We start from the raw sequence: 16,770 nt of genomic DNA, 5'->3' as shown, positions 1-16,770 counted from the left end.
TGTCATTTTCGCCTGCTACCGTACAGCGGAATCTTCCCCGCGACGCAAGGAGCAGCCATGTGCGAGCACCACCCGACGCTGCCCCCGGCGGCGGCCCCTGAACCTCACTCGGCCCTTGGCCGGCGGGCGCTTCTGGGCCTGCTGGGCGCTTCTGTGGTCGGTGGGTTGGGCGGTTGCGCCGTTCCGGGGGCTACGGCTCCCGGCCCCGAAGCATCGTCCGGTCTTTCGGCCGGCCCTGGGCAGCCGACGCTGTCCGTCCTGACAGTCGACGGACTCGACTCCACTGTCCCCAACGACCTGCGCCGCCCCGGCAGGCGCCCCAAGCGCACCTATGTCTCCGATTTCCGGCTTCCCCCGGTCCAAGGGGGAATGGCGCCGGTCCTGACGCGGGTCCTGACCAAGCAGCCCGTGGTGTTCCTGACCATCGACGACGGCGTGACAAAGATCCCCCGGATGGCCCAGTTGCTGGACGAGTACGACTACCCCGCGAGCCTGTTTCTGACCCGGAACTTCGTGCAGAACGATCCCGGATTCTTCAAACACTTCGAGGCCCAGGGAAGCCTGGTGGAAAACCACACCGTCAGCCACAACGTGAACATGTCCCGCCAGCTGAGCTTCGGGCAACAGCTTGCCGAGATCGCCGGTATGCAGGACTACGCCCAGCAGCAGTTCGGACGCCGGCCCACGCTCTTCCGGCCGCCCGGCGGAGACTACTCCAATGCCATGCGGCAGGCCGTTGCAGCCGCCGGGATGAAGGCCATCGTGACATGGGAAGCCAAAGCCAACGCCGGCCGCATGGATTACCAGTACGGAAATTCACTTCGTCCCGGAGACATCGTGCTCATGCATTTTCGGCCGGAGTTCGCTGCGGACCTTGCCGCCTTCCGCGAGGCCCAGCTTTCTGCCGGGCTCGACGTCGTTCTCCTAGAAAACTTCCTCGGCATCGCCTGAGCGCGCAGGGGCTGCCGCTATGGTCCGATGGTGCCGGACGGAGCCGGGTCGGCCGGCGGCGAAGTGCCGGGTGGCCACGACGTCGGCGCCTGGCAGTAGGCTCGAAGCATGGACGCAACTGCACTCCGGGCGCTTTGCCTCGGGTTCCCTGGTGCCTTTGAGGACTTTCCCTTCGGGCCCGAGACGTCGGTCTTCAAGGTCCGCTCCGTCCTCTCCGGCGGGCCCCGGCAGGCGGCCAAGATGTTCGCCCTGTCCGCGATGGACGAGGCCGACTTTTCGGTCAGCCTGAAATGTGAGCCGGTCTTGGCCCAGCAGCTGCGAGCCGCCCATCCGGAAATCACCGGTGCCTGGCACCTGAACAAGACGCATTGGAACGGTGTCCGGCTGGACGGTTCGCTGCCCGATGCCATGATCCGGGACATGGTGGAGGACTCCTACGACCTCGTGGTGGCTTCGTTGAGCCGGCGCCAGCAGGAGCAGCTCGGCTGGGCACGGCTCGCGCAGGGAGGGCAGGCGTGAACACACGGATCGCCGGCGGTGCGCTGAACTATGCGGGCATCGGCGCCACGGAACATGGCCCGCCGCCCGAGGGCGTCGAATGCCTTGTCACGCAGGCCCATGTGGGGGAGGGAGTGGCGGCCTACCGGCGTGCGGTCCAGGGCATGCTGACGTGGCAACTCCAGAAGCGGTCAGGGCTGCGGGTCCGGGCGGAGTCCGGCGTCGTGGTCCCCGGAACCCGTGTGGTGAGCGGTTTCGGCGTCGGGCCGTTCCGTATCGACGCCCCCTGCGAAGTGGTCTGGGTGCGGCGGCCGGTTGCGGGCGACGGCCCGCAGTCCGCCGGATTCGGCTACGGCACCCTGCCAGGACATCCGGTCCGCGGCGAAGAGGCGTTCGAGATCTCGATCGATGCGCAGGGGATGGTGACCATCGCGATCACCGCGTTCGGCGGGCCGTCCAACTGGTTCTACGCGGCGGGCGGCGCCGTGACCAGGCGGGCACGGCGGCACGTCACTTCCAGATACATTAGGAGTGCCCAAGAACTGGCCGCAGGTGTGAGCTGAGCAGGAGCCAATGGATGCTTGATCAACAGACCCTTGACCGATTGTGGAATTTCGATGACCCGGCGCTTTCCGAAGCCCGCTTCCGCGAGGCACTTGCCGAGCCCGGCCACGACGCCGATGAACGTGCCGAACTCACCACGCAGCTGGGCCGGGCCATCGGGCTGCAGGGCCGCTTCGAGGAAGACGACGCGCTTCTGGACGCGGTCGACGGCGACGAGCCCACCGTGGCGGTGCGGGTGCTCCTGGAACGCGGCCGGGTGCTCAATACCAGCGGCCATCCGGAGATGGCCGTGCCGCTCTTTGAACAGGCCGCCGAACTCGCGGACCACCTGGGCGAGGAATTCCTGGCCGTGGATGCGTTGCACATGCTCGCCCTAGCTGACTCGGCGCACGCCGTGACGTGGACCCGAAGCGCCCTGGAGTACGCGTCCACGGTCCACGATGAGCGGACCAAGCGATGGATCGTCTCCCTCCACAACAACCTCGGCTGGACGCTGCACGACGCCGGCCGCTGCACCGAGGCCATGGTGGAGTTCCAGCTCGCCGAACAGTGGGCCGGGAGGATCGGGACCCCGCGGCAGCAGGAACTGGCCCGCGAGGCCATCAAGGCCTGCTGAGCCCCGCGTTGTCCTGTTGCAAGAATGGAATACCGTCCCCCGCACCGAAAGGCACTTTCCCGTGATTTTCATTGTCGTCAAATTCAAGGTCAAGCCCGAATGGTCCGAGCGCTGGCTCGGCCTCGTGGACGATTTCACCCAGGCCACCCGTCAGGAGCCGGGCAACCTTTGGTTCGACTGGTCCCGCAGCGTGGAAGACCCCAACGAGTTCGTCCTGGTCGAAGCCTTCAAGGACGACGCCGCAGGTGACCACGTCAACAGCGAGCACTTCAAGAAAGCCATGGCGGACATGCCGCAGGCCCTCGTGGAGACGCCCCGCATCATCAGCCGCCAGTTCGACGGCGAAGGCTGGGACCGAATGGGCGAACTCACCATCTAGCCACCCATCCCCCCATCGATTGCTCCGCAAAAGCCCTTTTGAGGCCTGAAAACGGCGTTGGGCCCACGCCGGCAGGGTTCCCTGGCCGAGCTTGCGAGGCGAGGGGGCCGGTGGGGAGCAATCGATGGGAAAATTGGGGCATGTGGATCGGCTGGATTGAATTCGACCTCCTCCTCGGCGACGTCCACAGCCTGAAGGAGAAACGCTCCGTGGTGCGGCCGGTACTTGCCGAGCTGAAGCGGCGCTTTGATGTCTCCGTGACCGAGGCGGACCTGCATGACCAGCACCGGCGCACCGTGATCGGCGTCGGTCTGGTCGCGGCGGACCGGGCCCACCTCGTGGAGGTGCTGGCCGGCGTCGAACGCTTCATGGCCGCCCGGCCGGAAATGGAGCTGCTCAGCGCCCGGCAGCGGGAACTCCGCAGCGACGACTAAACCCTTGTCGATTGCTCCGCAAACGCCCTTTTGAGGCTCCATAACGGCACTTATGGAGCAACCGGTGGGGGATGTGGATAACTTCTGCGGCGTCGACGCGGTTCTGGTCTCATGAAGCCATGAAGACCGCTCGCCCGTTGCCGGGCAATTTCCAGGGACGCCCCTTCACCGTTGTCGAAGCGGCGGATGCCGGGGTGTCGCCCAAAAGGCTCCGCCACCGCTCCCTGACCGTGCTCGGCAGAGGGATTCGTTCCCTGAGCCCGACGCCGGGGCTTCCCCTGAGCGTGCGAGTGCGGCCTTTCATTGAGGTCAATGAGCGATGCGCCGCGTCGCACCTCACCGCGGCGGAGCTCGGTGGGCTTCCGGCGCGGCAACTAAAGGAGGGACCGGAGATGTACCACGTGATCAGGCCCGAAGGCGCGGCCCACCTCAACCGGCCGCACGTCATCGTTCACCGGATGAAGCTCTACGACGACGAGATCACGCTTCTGGACGGGATTCCCATCACCACCCCGGAGCGAACCTGGCTGGATCTGGCCGAAATGCTGACCGTAGACGAACTCGTTGTGGCCGGCGACAGCTGCGTCCGGATGCCCCGGCCGGAATTCGAGGCCAGGGACATGCCGCTGTGCACGCTAGGCGATCTGCAGCGGATGATCGAACGCCACAAGGGAAAGCGCGGGATCCGCAAGGCGAGGGAAGCTATTGCGCTCATTCGGGTGGGCTCTGATTCGCCGCAGGAGTCTCTGTTGAGGCTGGCGATTGTGCGGGCCGGTCTGCCCGAACCCGAGCTGAACGTGCCGATCATCGACGACGCAGGAACGCGGCATCATGAACCCGACTTGTCTTACAGAAAATACCGGATCGGCATCGAGTACGAGGGCGAACTCCACGGTGGCGAAGGGCAGATTGTCCGGGACATCGCCCGTTCCGAGCGTTACACGGCCCTCGGATGGACAGAGGTCCGGATCTCCAAGCGGCATATGGCACATGATGCGAAAGCCGCGGTTGCCAAGGTCCGGACCGCGCTCGTCCAGGCCGGCTGGCGTCCCGGCCGATGAACCAAAACGACTGCTCCGCAACTGCCCTTCTGAGGGTTCAAAAGGGCAGCTGCGGAGCAGCCGATGGAGGGTGGCGGTGGGACTAGCCGAAGTACTTCGGCAGGGTCGCCTCGTGGGCTTCGCGGAGCGCGTCAAGGCTCATGGGTTCGACTCCGTTGATCTCCAGCGTGCCGCCCTCGGCGTCCACCACACCGATCCGGACGTGCGCGAAGCCGCGGGCGGTGCACATGTCCGTGAAGCGGATTTCCTCCGAGCGGGGCACCGAGACGATGGCGCGGCCCTGGGTTTCGGAGAAGAGCGCGGTGAACAGGTCCACGCCGTCGCGGTCCAGGACGTCCTGCAGCGCGATCCGGGCACCCACGCCGTAGCGCAGGGACGATTCCACGAGGGCCGCCGCGAGGCCGCCTTCGGAGAGGTCGTGGGCGGCGTCCACCATGCCGTCGCGGGAGGCGTTGATCAGGATCTCGCCCAGTGCGCGTTCGGCATCGAGGTCAACCTTGGGCGGCAGGCCGCCGAGGTGTCCGCGCAGGTTGGACCATTCCGAACCGTCCAGCTCGGCCGCCGTGGTGCCCAGCAGGTAGATGGCCTGGCCGTCTTCCTTCCAGCCCGAGGGCGTGCGGCGCGCGACGTCGTCGAACTTGCCCAGCACAGCCACCACGGGGGAGGGGTGGATGGGGGTGGTGCCGGTCTGGTTGTACAGCGAGACGTTGCCGCCGGTGACAGGGATGCCGAGCACCATGCAGGCGTCGGACAGGCCGCGGATGGCCTCGGCCAGCTGCCACATGACGTCGGGATCCTCGGGGGAGCCGAAGTTCAGGCAGTCGCTGACGGCCATCGGCACGGCGCCGGACGTGGCGACGTTGCGGTACGCCTCAGCCAGGGCCAGCTGCGCGCCGTGGTACGGATCGAGGTAGGTGTAGCGGCCGTTGGCGTCGGTGGCCAGGGCCACGCCCAGACCGGTTTCCTCGTCCACCCGGACCACTCCGGCGTCGTCCGGGAACGCCATGGCAGTGTTGCCGCCGACGTAGCGGTCGTACTGCTTGGTGATCCAGGACTTGTCGCACATGTTCGGCGAAGCCACGAGCTCGGTGATGGCAGCGGCCAGGTCCGCGGGAGCGGAGGGGCGGCCTGCGTCCTGAACGGACCCGGTGAAGGAGTCGGCCTGGACCGCGTCCTGCCATTCGGGGCGGGCATACGGGCGGTCGTAGACCGGGCCGTCGTGCGCGACGGTGCGCGGGTCGACGTCGACGATCACTTCGCCTTCCCACGTGATGATCAGGCGGCCGGTGTCCGTCACCTCGCCCAGCCAGGAGTATTCCACGGCCCATTTGTCCATGACCGCTTCAAACGCGGCGATGTTCTCCGGGGTGACCACGGCCATCATGCGTTCCTGCGACTCGGACATCAGAATTTCGCCCGGGGTCAGGGTGGGATCGCGCAGCAGGACGGAGGTCAGCTCGACTTCCATGCCGCCGTCGCCGTTGGAGGCGAGCTCGGACGTGGCGCAGGAAATGCCCGCGGCGCCCAGGTCCTGGATGCCCTCCACCAGGGAACCCTTGAACAGCTCCAGGCAGCACTCGATCAAGACCTTCTCGGCGAAGGGGTCGCCCACCTGGACGGCGGGGCGCTTGGACGGCTTGGTGTCGTCGAAGGACTCCGAGGCCAGCACCGAGGCGCCGCCGATGCCGTCACCGCCGGTGCGTGCACCGAACAGCACCACCTTGTTGCCCTTGCCGGAGGCATTGGCGAGGCGGATGTCCTCGTGGCGCATGACGCCGACGGCCAGCGCGTTGACCAGCGGGTTGCCCTGGTACACGGAGTCGAAGACCATTTCGCCGCCGATGTTGGGCAGGCCCAGGGAGTTGCCGTAGCCGCCGATGCCGGCGACCGCGCCGTGCATGACGCGGGCCGTGTCGGGGTGGTCGATGGCGCCGAAGCGCAGCGGATCCATCACGGCCACCGGGCGCGCGCCCATGGAGATGATGTCGCGGACAATGCCGCCGATGCCGGTGGCCGCGCCCTGGTAGGGCTCCACGAACGACGGCGAGTTGTGCGACTCGATCTTGAACGTCACGGCCCAGCCGTCGCCCAGGTTGGTGACACCGGCGTTTTCGCCGATGCCCACGAGCATGTCCTTCTTCATCTCCTCGGTGACCTTTTCGCCGAACTGGCGCAGGTGGTTCTTCGAGGACTTGTAGGAGCAGTGCTCGCTCCACATCACGGAGTACATGGCGAGCTCGGCGCCCGTGGGGCGGCGGCCCAGGACCTTGACGACCTCGTCGAACTCGTTCTGCTTCAGGCCCAGTTCGGCCCAGGGCAGTTCGGTGTCCGGAGTCTTCGCCGCGTTCTCCACGGTGTCGATGTTGAACTTCCGGGCGGTCTCCGCGGGCGCCGCCACTGCGGGTGTCTCCGTCATTTGTTGCCTCCCACGATTTTGTTCAGGACAGAGGTGAAGAAGCCGAGGCCTTCGGTGCCGGAGCCTTCCTCCGGGCCGAAGCCGGCCTCCACGGCGTGCTCGGGGTGCGGCATGAGGCCCACCACGTTGCCTGCGGCGTTGGAGATGCCGGCGATGTCGCGGCGGGAACCGTTCGGGTTGAACCCGACGTAGCGGAACACGACGCGGCCTTCGGCCTCAAGCGCGTCCAGGGTCTTCTCGTCGGCGATGTACTGGCCGTCCTGGTTCTTCAGCGGCACAGTAATTTCCTGGCCGACCGCGTAGTCGCCGGTCCACGCGGTGGAGTTGTTCTCCACGCGGAGGACCTGATCGCGGCACATGAATTTCAGGTGGTCGTTCTTGATCATGGAGCCGGGCAGCAGGTGCGACTCGGTCAGAATCTGGAAACCGTTGCAGATGCCGAGGACCGGCAGCTTAGCCTCCGAATTGGCGGCGTCGATGATCTTGGACATCAGCGGCGCGAAACGGGCGATGGCGCCGGCGCGGAGGTAATCACCGTAAGAGAAACCGCCGGGAATCACGACGGCGTCGACGTCACCCAAGGTGGTGTCGGCATGCCAGAGTTCCACCGGGGTGGCGCCTGCCAGGCGGACCGCGCGGGCGGCGTCGCGGTCATCCAGGGTGCCGGGGAAGGTCACGACGCCGATCCGCGCCCCCGCGAGTTGTGGGTTAGCGGCGACGGCAACAGCCTCGCCGATCAGGGGGAGTTCAGTCATCTCAGGCCTCAACGACCTCGACGTTGACGACGTCCTCGATGACCGGGTTGGACAGCAGGGTTTCCGCGGCGTCGCGGGCCTGGGCCAGGATCTCCTCGGTCACCTCGCCGTCGACCGTGAGTTCGAAGCGCTTGCCCTGGCGGACAGAGCTAAAGGCGGTGAAACCCAGCCGGGGCAGCGCACCGACGATGGCCTTCCCCTGCGGGTCCAGAATCTCGGGCTTGGGCATGACGTCGACAACGATCCGGGGCATCCGGTAACTCCTGTGCGTGAGCATTGGGTAAGGGCGCAGCGGAGTAGTGCCGTCTCACGCCGGTCCGCTGTGTGTTGAGGACTGTTAGTGAACACAGCGTGAAAGGGCGCTCCGCGAGCTTGCATGCCCATTCTACCGGCCGCGGTGCGTCCGGCCGCATTCGGGCTGGCAGTGTGAACGTGGCCTCCCCGGGAGGTCCTTGAACTGGACAAACGCCGCCGCGCGGCGCGCTTCGGCCTATGGTCCCGCGCGGCCGCGGGTCAGTAGGATGTGCGCATGGCTCCGAAACCGAAATCCGTGCTGTTACCCGTCGTCGCCGCCGCCGTGTTCGCCGGGCTGGGCCGAATGGTCCTGCAGAAGATCAGGGCCGACCGTGCAGCGAAGCAGACCAAGGTGGCCGGACCGCTGGACGAGAAGACCCGGGCCTGGATCAGCGAGGTTGTCCGGACTCCGCGCCAGTAGGCCACCCCGCCCGGGCCGCACATTCCTCCCCATTTCCTATCGACCTCCTGACTATCGACGCAGCTCAGACGCTTCGTCGACGCATCGTGTCGTATTGCGTGACAAATTTTAGATAGCTTCTTGTGGTCTATGTCATATCCGGCTCTCAGTCTGTACTGTATGAATCGGCTGGTATCCGTCGGGGCAGGCCGGGCAATCGCCCGGTGCGGCCCCGCCAGTCTGCTGGGCCCGGTATAGAAGCCGGGCCGTTCCTTTACGAAAGGTTCATCACTCGTGACATCACCAGGAAAGAGCTTCCTTCGAAGCGGGGGACTCCGGAGGGTCGCGGCGCTGACCCTGGGATTGCCGGTACTTCTGTCCACCATCGCGATCGCACCTGCCAACGCGGCCCCGGCACAGGGGCCGGCCGCGGCCGGTGTCGCGCAGAAGAATGTTGATCCGAACAACTACAAGGACGGCCGCTACATTGTGGTTCTGGCGGAAAAGCCGTCCGCAACCTACGACGGCGGGACGCCCGGGCTCCCGGCCACGAAGCCCGCCTCCGGCAAGAAGCTGGACGCCAACAAGGCTGAAGTCAAGCAGTACCGGGCCCACCTGGAACAGAAGCAGGCCCAGGTCGCCGGCCAGCAGGGCGTCAAGATCCAGCGCCAGTTCACGGCAGCCCTCAACGGCTTCAGCGCCAAGCTGACGGCGGACCAAGCCATCAAGCTGGCCAGGGACCCCTCCGTCCTGGTGGTCGCGCCGGACACGGAGAACGCTCCGGACTACTCCAGCACCGACTTCCTCAAGCTCAGCGGGCCCAACGGCACCTGGAACACCCAGTTCGGCGGCCAGGACGGGGCCGGCAAGGGCGTTGTGGTCGGGGTCATCGACACCGGGTACACCCCGTCCAGCGCCTATTTTGCCGGCGACGCGGTTAAACCACTCACGGGAAATCCCGTCGTCGGCGTGCCATACCGCAGCGCGGACGGCAAGATCGAGATGCTCAAAGCCGACGGCGAGCTCTTCAAGGGCGACTGCCAGACCGGCACTGACTTCGACGGCACGGCCTGCAACTCCAAGGTCCTGAGCGCCCGCTACTTCGGCGACGAGTTCGCAAGCTATGTCCCGCAGTCGGACTGGGCGCCGGGCGAGCGGCTGTCGCCGGTCGACGCCGCCAGCCACGGAACCCACACGGCCAGCACGGCTGCAGGCAACGCCAATGTCGAAGCCATGGTTGACGGCCGGAGCTTCGGTCAGACCAGCGGCATCGCACCGGCCGCGAAGCTGTCCATCTACAAGGTCTGCTGGGAAGATACCGATCCCAACACCGGCGGCTGCTACTCGTCGTCGGCCATCGAGGCCATCAACCAGGCCATCGAGGACGGCGTGGACGTCCTGAACTACTCCATCTCGGGCGCTACGGACACCACCACGGACCCCGTCTCCCTGGCCTTCCTGTCCGCTGCCTCGGCCGGGATCTTCGTGGCGGCGTCCGCCGGCAACTCCGGCCCGACCGCCAGCACCGTCAACCACGGCGCACCGTGGATGACGACGGTCGCTGCCAGCAGCTTCTCGCAGGAACTGCAGGGCACGGTCGAGTTCTCCGACGGCAGCAAATACCGCGGCGCCAGCATCATGAACGGCCAGGTCTCCAACGCCGGCGTCGTGCTGGCAGCCAACGCGGGAGCCGCCGGGAGTACCAACCCGGCCCTGTGCGGCGACGGCTCGCTGGACCCGGCCAAGATCGCCGGCAAGGTTGTGGTCTGTGACCGCGGCGTCGTAGACCGCGTCGCAAAGAGCGCCGAAGTCAAGCGCGGCGGCGGCGTCGGCATGATCCTGGTCAACCTGAGCGAGTCCTCGCTGGACACGGACAAGCACTCGGTCCCCACCGTCCACGTGAACCCGCCTGCCACCGAGGCCATCAAAGCCAAGGTCGCCGCCAACCCGGCGATCACGGTCTCCCTTGTCAACAAGGACACCACGGGTCTGCCCCTCGAGGCGCAGCCGCAGATCGCCGGCTTCTCCTCCCGCGGCCCGCTGCTAGCCGCAGGCTCCGATCTCCTGAAGCCGGACGTCACCGCGCCCGGCGTGGCCGTGCTGGCCGGCGTCTCGCCGATCGGCACCGACGGGGACAACTTCGGGTTCCTGTCCGGCACTTCCATGGCGTCCCCGCACGTGGCCGGCTTCGCGGCGCTGATCCTGGCCAAGAACCCCTCCTGGTCCCCGGCGGCCGTCAAGTCCGCGATGATGACCACCACGAGCGACGTCAAGAATGCTGACGGGTCGAAAAACACCGATGTCTTCGCCACCGGTGCGGGCGAGGTGGACCCGGCACGTGTGCTGGATCCGGGCCTCGTCTACGACGCCACCACGGCGGACTACCAGGCGTTCATCCAGGGCACCACCAGGCCGCGGGACATGAACCTGCCGTCCTTCGCACTGGGCAACCTGGCCGGGAAGATCGAGGTCACCCGCACGGTGACCGCCCTGACGCCGGGCGTCTACAAGGCCAAGTTTGATGTTCCCGGCATCAAGGTCAGCGTGACCCCGGCTGCCCTGAACTTCAAGGCAGCCGGAGAGAAACAGACTTTCAAGGTCTCTTTCGAAAACCAAGGAGCGCCGCTGGGCAAGTTCGCCACGGGTTCGCTGACGTGGCAGGGCGCCAACAAGACCGTCACCTCCCCGATCGCGGTCCGTCCGCAGTCGGCAGTGGCGTTGTCCGACGTCGCCTTCACCTCGCAGGGCGGGACGGGATCCGGCGCGATCAAGGTGGTCTCGGGCACGAATGCGCCGATCAGCATGACCCTCGACGGCCTCTCGAAGGCGGATTCCACCGCTGTGCAGCTGGTCCCGGGGCCGTTCACGGGTGACACGGATGCCTCGAACCTCGTCAAGACGGTCACGGTCCCCGCAGGAGCCCCGCTGGCCAAGTTCTCAGTGATTTCCGCCGACCCTAAGGCCGACTTCGACATGTACGTCATGACCCCGACGGGCCCGCTGACGGTCGCAACGTCGTCCGCCAGTGAATCGGTATCCATCCCCGACCCCGCCCCGGGCGAGTACACGATCTACGCGAACCTGTACGCCAGCCCGAATAGCCAGACCACCAAGGCCTCAGTGGATGCCGCGGTGCTGGGCGCGAACGTCGGCAACGCTTCGCTGAGCCCGAACCCGTTGCGCCTGGCCAACGGCAAGGCCGGCAGCGTCACGATGAACTGGAAGGGCCTGTCCGAAGGTTCATACATCGGACGCGTCACCTTCGCCGGTGCCAGCGAGCCGACATTCGTCTCCGTCCTGGTCACCCCGGCCGGGGCCGTCGCGGTCCCGCCCACCGCGGAGGACCAGGACTCCAACGACGGCCCGGGAGACAACGGTGACGGCGGTAACGACACGGGCAAGAAGGTGAAGAAGGAGAAGGGCAAGATCCAGAACGGCGATCAGTCCTTCGCCCCGGACAACGCCATCTAGGCGCATAACGGCACCAAGAACGGCGACGGCCGGCGGTTCGCACCGCCGGCCGTCGCTGTTTAAACCGCCTTAAACCGCCGGGTCAGACATCAGGTGTCGGGCAGCGGCCCGCCGGAGGCAGGACACCGTCCGCCGGAAGCAGGAACCGTGGGTCGGATTCCTGCCGCGTCAGACGGCGCCCGTGGAACCTACGCTGCCGCCGAGCAGCGCCGCCATGGCGCGCCAGCGCGCGATCTCGCAGCCGTCCGTCCGGCTGAACCGGCTATTGACCTGCCGTCCCAGATACCAGCCGGTCACGACGGCGGTCTGCGGGCCGCCATACTGCTGCGTGCACAACTGCGGGGGCCCCGGCTTGGGGAAGAAGACGGCCTCGCCGTGGCGCCGGACCGCCTCAAGTGCGGCGGCCGGATCGGGAAGGGTCGACGCGGCGGAGGGTTCGCCGTCGGCGGCTTCGAGCCGGAAGGTGTATTCCGGCGCGCCGGGCGCCTCGGTCAGGCGGATGGTCAGATCGATGTCGTGCTGCGGGCCGGCTGTGCCTGTCATGTTGGTCCTTTCAGACTCTTGTCCGGAACCGGAACCGGAGCCGGGGCCGCGTGCCGGCCTCCGCTTCCCGGGCTGTCCTGGCCGCGGTGTTGCGCCGCGGCATCGAGCAGGGGCCTCAGCTCCTGCAGCAGCCGGTGCCGGAGTTGCTGCGACTCGGCTGCGAACGTCCGCTGATGGTCAACGTATTCGGCCTTGCCCTCCGGCGTCTCGATGGGAATGGCAGGATAACCCCAGTCGGCGAGATCGTACGGCGAGGCCTGCATGTCCATGGCCCGGATCCGCCATGACAGTTCGAAGCAGTCCATGACGAGCTCGCTGGGGAGCAGCGGGGAGAGTTTGTAGGCCCACTTGTAGAGGTCCATGTTGGCGTGCAGGCAGCCGGGCTGCTCCAAGGTCCGCTGGTTCTCCCTGCTGGGAACCAGGCTGTTCAGCGGAACGGCGTCCGGAGTGTAGAAACGGAAGGCGTCGAAGTGCGAGCACCGGATCCGGTTCTCCTCCACCACCTCGTCGGTGCGCCCGGACCCCAGCCGCAGCCGCAGGTACTCGTGCCGAAGGTCGAATTTGTCCTGCCGGTAGACCATGGCCCACTCGTGCAGCCCGAAGCAGCCGAACTGGGCGGCCCGCGCGGCAGTCCCGGCGAGAATGATTCCGGCGAACTGCAGCGCCTCCCGCCGATCCCGGAGGAAGGCGTCGACGTCGACCGTCACGGCTGGCGAGTCCGCCGGCAGCCCGGCGGCGAGTTCGGCGTCGTCAGCCGCGCGGTAATACCTCCAGCCGGTCCGCGCCTCCGCTTCGGGCCCGGAGAGCACGACGCCGGCGCCCGGGTGCCAGCGCAGCAGCTGGCCGGGTTTCTGGGTGTAGTAGGTGAAGAGGAAATCTTCCACCGGGTGCTTCCGGCCGGCGGAGCGCCGCTCAAGGTAAGGATCGGCATAGCGGCGGACGCGCTGCTGGTGGGCCGCCTGGCGTGGCAGCCACTCTTCCTGCTGGAGGTGCACGGGCTTAACTCGGCCAGCCGGATGACCCCAGGACGTCCTTGGCGGCGTTCCACGCGGCGATTTCACAGCCGCCCTTCAAACTGAAGGTCGCCTGAACCTGCCGCCCGTCCACGACGCCGGTGACGGTCGCGACTTGCGGACCGCCGTACTGCTGGGTGCAGGCCCGGTCCTTGTCGATAACGGGGCTGAGGATGGACGGGTTGTTCTTGATGGCGAGGCACGCTGCGGCAGGGTTGGGGTGCTGGCTTTCGGCCGCGGGAACCCCGTTCTGGCACACGAGCGTGAAGTTGGTCGGGGCGGCGGTTTCGGTCGGCTTAATCATGATGGCGAGCTCGGCGTTCCCCTGTCCCGGGCCGGACGGCAGCGGGGCCGCGGAGGGCGACGGGGCCGGGGACGTCGTCTCAGTGTCCGGCGACGGAGAGCCGGTCGGGGAGCTGGAGGATGTTCCCGCCGTCGTGCTGGCTGAGGGAGACGGCGCGGGGCCGCTGTTCGGCGTGCACGCGGCCAGTCCGGCCGCGGCCATCAGGGCGGCCGCCAAAAAAAGTGCCGGGCGGCCCGATCGAGTGCGCATCAGCAGTCCTCCTCAGTTTTGCCCAGTCTACCGCCGGGGTGCGTCTTCCGGGTCGGGCCGGGTGGCGGCGATCAGGTCCATCATGGACGCGTGCAGCTGCTTCACCTGCTCGCGCGTCAGCCCCAGCCGCGCCATCATGATGCCCGGAACGGCGGTGGCCTGCTCCCGGAGGGCCGCCCCGCGGGGCGTCAGGCGGACATTCAGCATGCGTTCGTTGCCCTCCATCCGCTGACGGGTGATGAATCCAGCGGTTTCGAGCCGGCGCAGCAGCGGCGAGATGGTGGCTGGCTCTTGGGCCAGGGCGTCGCTGATGTCCCGGACGGACCGGGGGCTGGCCTCCCAGAGGCACAACATGACGAGGTACTGCGGGTGGGTCAGGCCGAGCTTGTCCAACACGGGCTTGTAGGCGCCCACCACACTCCGGGAGGCCACCGTCAGGGCGAAACAGAGCTGTTGTTCCAGGAGGAGGTCATCCTGCGCCGCTTGGGAGTCCCGGGTGCCCTGCGGGACGCGGGCTGCCTGGTTTCTTGGGATTCCTTCGGTCACACTGACTCCTTCAAATGATTAGTGCACTAATGATTAGCGTACACTGGGAGCATTGTCTTGTTCCCAGGAAAGGATAGCCATGGCCAAGGAAAACGGCGCCCAGAGGTTCATGCGGGCAACCGGAAAGCTTCGGATGATTTTCGGGCCGGCCAACCGCAGTTCCCTCGGCCATGAGATGACCGAGCAGAACAGGCGGCTGTTGGCGATGCGGGAGGCCGAGACCGCGCAGTGGGAGACCATGCACCGGCCCGACGGCAGCACCTATGTGGTGCCCCGCAACCCGGAGGACAAGTCCCTGCGCTAGGCGTGGTTTCCCGGCATCCCACAGGGGCCTTTTGCCGCCGTCGGGCGTAAAATGAGGACACTGACACACCGCTGTGCAGCATCCTGAACCACCCGCGACGAAGAAAGGGGGTGGGACTAGTGACACGTGCGGTCAAAGCTTTTATGGACAAGACCGACAAGCTGAGGCTCCTGTTCGGACCCGCCAACCGGGGCGACACTGCGGCGCCTGTCGTTCACCATCATGATGACTACGAGCACGCCTCGGAAGAAGACCTGGCAGGCTTCGAGGTCGAGACAGACTCGCATGGACATCACTACGCTGTCCGGAAAACGGATCTCTGGAAAGAAGAGGTCTGAGAGCCCGATCCGGCATCAGGGCGGCCGTGGCCGCCCGACATAGCGGACAGAGGGGTGCGGAGAAATGAGGAAGGGAGCGGCGCTGGCCGCTCCCTTCCTCATGCCCATGCGGGCTGGAATTCCGCTCCCGGCCACGCAGCCGGCTTGTGGTGTCCCTTGGTTGCCCGTTGCCGGTTAGCGGCCGGTGCCGCCGTAGACCGTGGCTTCGTCCTCGCTGTCGAGGTCGAACGCCCTGTGGATGGCGCGGACGGCGTCATCGAGCAGGTCCGCGTGGGTGACCACCGAGATGCGGATCTCCGAGGTGGAGATCATGTTGATGTTGATTCCGGCCTCGGAGAGGGCCGCGAAGAAGCGCGCGGAGACCCCAGGGTGGGAGCGCATGCCGGCGCCGATCAGCGAAAGCTTGCCGATCTTCTCGTTGTATTCGATGCTCTCGAAGCCGATCCGGTCCTGTGCGGCGTGCAGCGCGGCAAGGGCTTCGGCGCCCTCGACGATCGGGAGGGTGAAGGAGATGTCGGTCCGGCCCGTGCCGTGGGTGGAGACGTTCTGGACGATCATGTCGATGTTGGAGTGGGCGTCAGCGATGACCTGGAAGATCGCGGCGGCCTTGCCGGGGATGTCAGGTACACCGACAACCGTGACTTTGGCTTCGGAACGATCGTGTGCAACACCGGAGATGATTGGCTGCTCCAAGGCAACTCCCTCTTGGGTCGTGATCTTGTCGTCGGCGCCGGGCAGGACCCAGGTGCCTTCGTTCTGGCTGAATGAGGAACGGACGTGCAAGGGTACCCCGAAGCGGCGGGCATATTCGACGCAACGCAGGTGCAGGATCTTGGCGCCCGAGGCGGCCAGCTCCAGCATTTCCTCGCTGGAGATGCGGTCGATCTTGCGGGCCGACGGGACGACCCGCGGGTCGGCCGTGTAGACGCCGTCGACGTCGGTGAAGATCTCGCAGACGTCGGCGTCGAGCGCCGCGGCGAGGGCCACCGCCGTCGTGTCGGAACCGCCGCGGCCGAGCGTGGTGATCTCGTTGGTGGTGCGGCTCATGCCCTGGAAGCCGGCAACGATCGCGATGTGTCCCTTGTCCAGGGCGGTGCGGATGCGGTGCGGGTCGACGTCGATGATCCGGGCCTTGCCGTGGATGCCGTCGGTGATCATGCCGGCCTGCGAGCCGGTGAAGGACTGGGCCGAAGCGCCGAACTTGTTGATGGCCATGGCCAGCAGCGCCATGGAGATACGTTCCCCGGCGGAAAGGAGCATGTCCATTTCGCGGGCCGGGGCGGAATCGGTCACCTGTCCGGCGAGGTCAAGGAGTTCATCGGTGGTGTCTCCCATGGCGGAGACCACGACGACGACCTCGTCGCCGGCGTTGTGGGCGTCCACGACCCGGCGGGCGACGCGCTTGATGCCCTCCGCGTCCGCCACCGACGAACCGCCAAACTTCTTCACGACAAGGTGCTTGGTGGTGGCGGCCGAGACGGGCAGCGTCTGCGGCTGCGATCCGGGCTGGACTTCGGTAGTGGGCAAACTCATTCGCGCACCCTCACTGGATCATCGGGGTTCTGGGCCAGGCAACCAAACGGCGCGACGGCGTAACTTCTCCTCCCAGTTTATCGCCGCGCGCCCTGCGCCGT

General features: G+C 66.8%; 19 protein-coding genes. 11 read left to right on the top strand and 8 right to left on the bottom strand.

Going from position 1 to position 16,770, the window contains the following annotated elements; genetic code table 11:
• Nucleotides 1–57 precede the first annotated feature (57 nt).
• The 7 genes from ACVWYS_RS16795 (at nt 58) to ACVWYS_RS16765 (ending at nt 4,503) form a co-directional block, all read left to right on the top strand.
• On the top strand, nt 58–951 hold the full coding sequence (locus tag ACVWYS_RS16795) for a polysaccharide deacetylase family protein (protein ID WP_456510103.1): 894 nt from the start codon (nt 58–60) through the stop codon (nt 949–951).
• A gap of 108 nt (nt 952–1,059) precedes the next feature.
• A complete protein-coding gene (locus ACVWYS_RS16790; RefSeq protein ID WP_456510102.1) occupies nt 1,060–1,470 on the top strand; it encodes an MmcQ/YjbR family DNA-binding protein in 411 nt (136 codons plus the stop codon).
• Nucleotides 1,467–2,012 (top strand): DUF1990 family protein, encoded by a 546-nt coding sequence (locus ACVWYS_RS16785; RefSeq protein ID WP_456510101.1) that lies wholly within the window; start codon nt 1,467–1,469, stop codon nt 2,010–2,012. Before ACVWYS_RS16790 ends, ACVWYS_RS16785 begins: the two co-directional genes overlap by 4 nt.
• Before the next feature lie 14 nt (nt 2,013–2,026).
• A complete protein-coding gene (locus ACVWYS_RS16780) occupies nt 2,027–2,629 on the top strand; it encodes a hypothetical protein (protein WP_456510100.1) in 603 nt (200 codons plus the stop codon).
• Between the two features lie 61 nt (nt 2,630–2,690).
• Entirely contained in the window at nt 2,691–3,008 is a 318-nt protein-coding gene (locus tag ACVWYS_RS16775; RefSeq protein ID WP_344362675.1) for a putative quinol monooxygenase, read from the top strand.
• Nucleotides 3,009–3,148: 140 nt separating this feature from the next.
• A complete protein-coding gene (locus ACVWYS_RS16770; RefSeq protein ID WP_091255616.1) occupies nt 3,149–3,442 on the top strand; it encodes a DUF503 domain-containing protein in 294 nt (97 codons plus the stop codon).
• Nucleotides 3,443–3,561: 119 nt separating this feature from the next.
• Entirely contained in the window at nt 3,562–4,503 is a 942-nt protein-coding gene (locus ACVWYS_RS16765; RefSeq protein ID WP_456510099.1) for a hypothetical protein, read from the top strand.
• 82 nt (nt 4,504–4,585) lie between these two features.
• On the opposite strand, the gene purL is transcribed toward ACVWYS_RS16765, so the two are convergent.
• Genes purL through purS form a run of 3 tightly spaced genes read right to left on the bottom strand, consistent with a single transcriptional unit; the run spans nt 4,586 to nt 7,927 of the window.
• A complete protein-coding gene (gene purL, locus ACVWYS_RS16760) occupies nt 4,586–6,919 on the bottom strand; it encodes a phosphoribosylformylglycinamidine synthase subunit PurL (protein ID WP_116767154.1) in 2,334 nt (777 codons plus the stop codon).
• Nucleotides 6,916–7,674: a phosphoribosylformylglycinamidine synthase subunit PurQ gene (gene purQ / locus ACVWYS_RS16755; RefSeq protein ID WP_116767153.1), complete on the bottom strand. Its 759-nt coding sequence runs from the start codon at nt 7,672–7,674 to the stop codon at nt 6,916–6,918. The genes purL and purQ overlap by 4 nt, the downstream gene beginning before the upstream one ends.
• Before the next feature lies 1 nt (nt 7,675).
• On the bottom strand, nt 7,676–7,927 hold the full coding sequence (gene purS / locus ACVWYS_RS16750; protein ID WP_018776110.1) for a phosphoribosylformylglycinamidine synthase subunit PurS: 252 nt from the start codon (nt 7,925–7,927) through the stop codon (nt 7,676–7,678).
• 276 nt (nt 7,928–8,203) lie between these two features.
• On the opposite strand from purS, the gene ACVWYS_RS16745 reads away from it, so the two are divergent.
• A complete protein-coding gene (locus ACVWYS_RS16745) occupies nt 8,204–8,389 on the top strand; it encodes a hypothetical protein (RefSeq protein WP_091255625.1) in 186 nt (61 codons plus the stop codon).
• Between the two features lie 273 nt (nt 8,390–8,662).
• Nucleotides 8,663–11,839, top strand: a complete 3,177-nt coding sequence (locus ACVWYS_RS16740; RefSeq protein WP_456510098.1) for a S8 family serine peptidase — start codon at nt 8,663–8,665, stop codon at nt 11,837–11,839.
• 168 nt (nt 11,840–12,007) lie between these two features.
• Here the strand turns inward: ACVWYS_RS16740 and ACVWYS_RS16735 are convergent, their stop codons facing one another.
• From ACVWYS_RS16735 to ACVWYS_RS16720, 4 genes are read right to left on the bottom strand one after another with little or no spacing between them, the layout of a single operon-like run.
• On the bottom strand, nt 12,008–12,382 hold the full coding sequence (locus ACVWYS_RS16735) for a serine protease inhibitor (RefSeq protein ID WP_456510097.1): 375 nt from the start codon (nt 12,380–12,382) through the stop codon (nt 12,008–12,010).
• Nucleotides 12,379–13,377, bottom strand: coding sequence for a 3-methyladenine DNA glycosylase (locus ACVWYS_RS16730; RefSeq protein WP_456510096.1), 999 nt, complete (start codon nt 13,375–13,377; stop codon nt 12,379–12,381). The genes ACVWYS_RS16735 and ACVWYS_RS16730 overlap by 4 nt, the downstream gene beginning before the upstream one ends.
• A 4-nt stretch (nt 13,378–13,381) precedes the next feature.
• Nucleotides 13,382–13,948 (bottom strand): SSI family serine proteinase inhibitor, encoded by a 567-nt coding sequence (locus tag ACVWYS_RS16725; protein WP_456510095.1) that lies wholly within the window; start codon nt 13,946–13,948, stop codon nt 13,382–13,384.
• 27 nt (nt 13,949–13,975) lie between these two features.
• Nucleotides 13,976–14,482 (bottom strand): MarR family winged helix-turn-helix transcriptional regulator, encoded by a 507-nt coding sequence (locus tag ACVWYS_RS16720; RefSeq protein WP_456510299.1) that lies wholly within the window; start codon nt 14,480–14,482, stop codon nt 13,976–13,978.
• A 91-nt stretch (nt 14,483–14,573) separates the two neighbouring features.
• Here ACVWYS_RS16720 and ACVWYS_RS16715 point away from each other — a divergent pair, with 91 nt between their 5' ends.
• On the top strand, nt 14,574–14,798 hold the full coding sequence (locus ACVWYS_RS16715) for a hypothetical protein (protein ID WP_116767150.1): 225 nt from the start codon (nt 14,574–14,576) through the stop codon (nt 14,796–14,798).
• Between the two features lie 143 nt (nt 14,799–14,941).
• Entirely contained in the window at nt 14,942–15,136 is a 195-nt protein-coding gene (locus tag ACVWYS_RS16710) for a hypothetical protein (protein WP_091255667.1), read from the top strand.
• Between the two features lie 174 nt (nt 15,137–15,310).
• On the opposite strand, the gene ACVWYS_RS16705 is transcribed toward ACVWYS_RS16710, so the two are convergent.
• A complete protein-coding gene (locus ACVWYS_RS16705) occupies nt 15,311–16,669 on the bottom strand; it encodes an aspartate kinase (RefSeq protein WP_091255635.1) in 1,359 nt (452 codons plus the stop codon).
• Nucleotides 16,670–16,770: the final 101 nt, after the last annotated feature.

This window comes from Arthrobacter sp. TE12231, from assembly GCF_054062895.1.
Note: the sequence above shows the minus strand (reverse complement) of the source record. Positions and strands in the feature narration are given on the sequence as shown.

Coding starts and splice junctions, on each gene's coding strand:
- ACVWYS_RS16795 (WP_456510103.1), top strand. CDS start 58: ATGTGCGAGCACCACCCGACGCTGCCCCCGGCGGCGGCCCCTGAACCT.
- ACVWYS_RS16790 (WP_456510102.1), top strand. CDS start 1,060: ATGGACGCAACTGCACTCCGGGCGCTTTGCCTCGGGTTCCCTGGTGCC.
- ACVWYS_RS16780 (WP_456510100.1), top strand. CDS start 2,027: ATGCTTGATCAACAGACCCTTGACCGATTGTGGAATTTCGATGACCCG.
- ACVWYS_RS16770 (WP_091255616.1), top strand. CDS start 3,149: ATGTGGATCGGCTGGATTGAATTCGACCTCCTCCTCGGCGACGTCCAC.
- ACVWYS_RS16765 (WP_456510099.1), top strand. CDS start 3,562: ATGAAGACCGCTCGCCCGTTGCCGGGCAATTTCCAGGGACGCCCCTTC.
- purL (WP_116767154.1), bottom strand. CDS start 6,919: ATGACGGAGACACCCGCAGTGGCGGCGCCCGCGGAGACCGCCCGGAAG.
- purQ (WP_116767153.1), bottom strand. CDS start 7,674: ATGACTGAACTCCCCCTGATCGGCGAGGCTGTTGCCGTCGCCGCTAAC.
- purS (WP_018776110.1), bottom strand. CDS start 7,927: ATGCCCCGGATCGTTGTCGACGTCATGCCCAAGCCCGAGATTCTGGAC.
- ACVWYS_RS16745 (WP_091255625.1), top strand. CDS start 8,204: ATGGCTCCGAAACCGAAATCCGTGCTGTTACCCGTCGTCGCCGCCGCC.
- ACVWYS_RS16735 (WP_456510097.1), bottom strand. CDS start 12,382: ATGACAGGCACAGCCGGCCCGCAGCACGACATCGATCTGACCATCCGC.
- ACVWYS_RS16725 (WP_456510095.1), bottom strand. CDS start 13,948: ATGCGCACTCGATCGGGCCGCCCGGCACTTTTTTTGGCGGCCGCCCTG.
- ACVWYS_RS16715 (WP_116767150.1), top strand. CDS start 14,574: ATGGCCAAGGAAAACGGCGCCCAGAGGTTCATGCGGGCAACCGGAAAG.
- ACVWYS_RS16710 (WP_091255667.1), top strand. CDS start 14,942: ATGGACAAGACCGACAAGCTGAGGCTCCTGTTCGGACCCGCCAACCGG.
- ACVWYS_RS16705 (WP_091255635.1), bottom strand. CDS start 16,669: ATGAGTTTGCCCACTACCGAAGTCCAGCCCGGATCGCAGCCGCAGACG.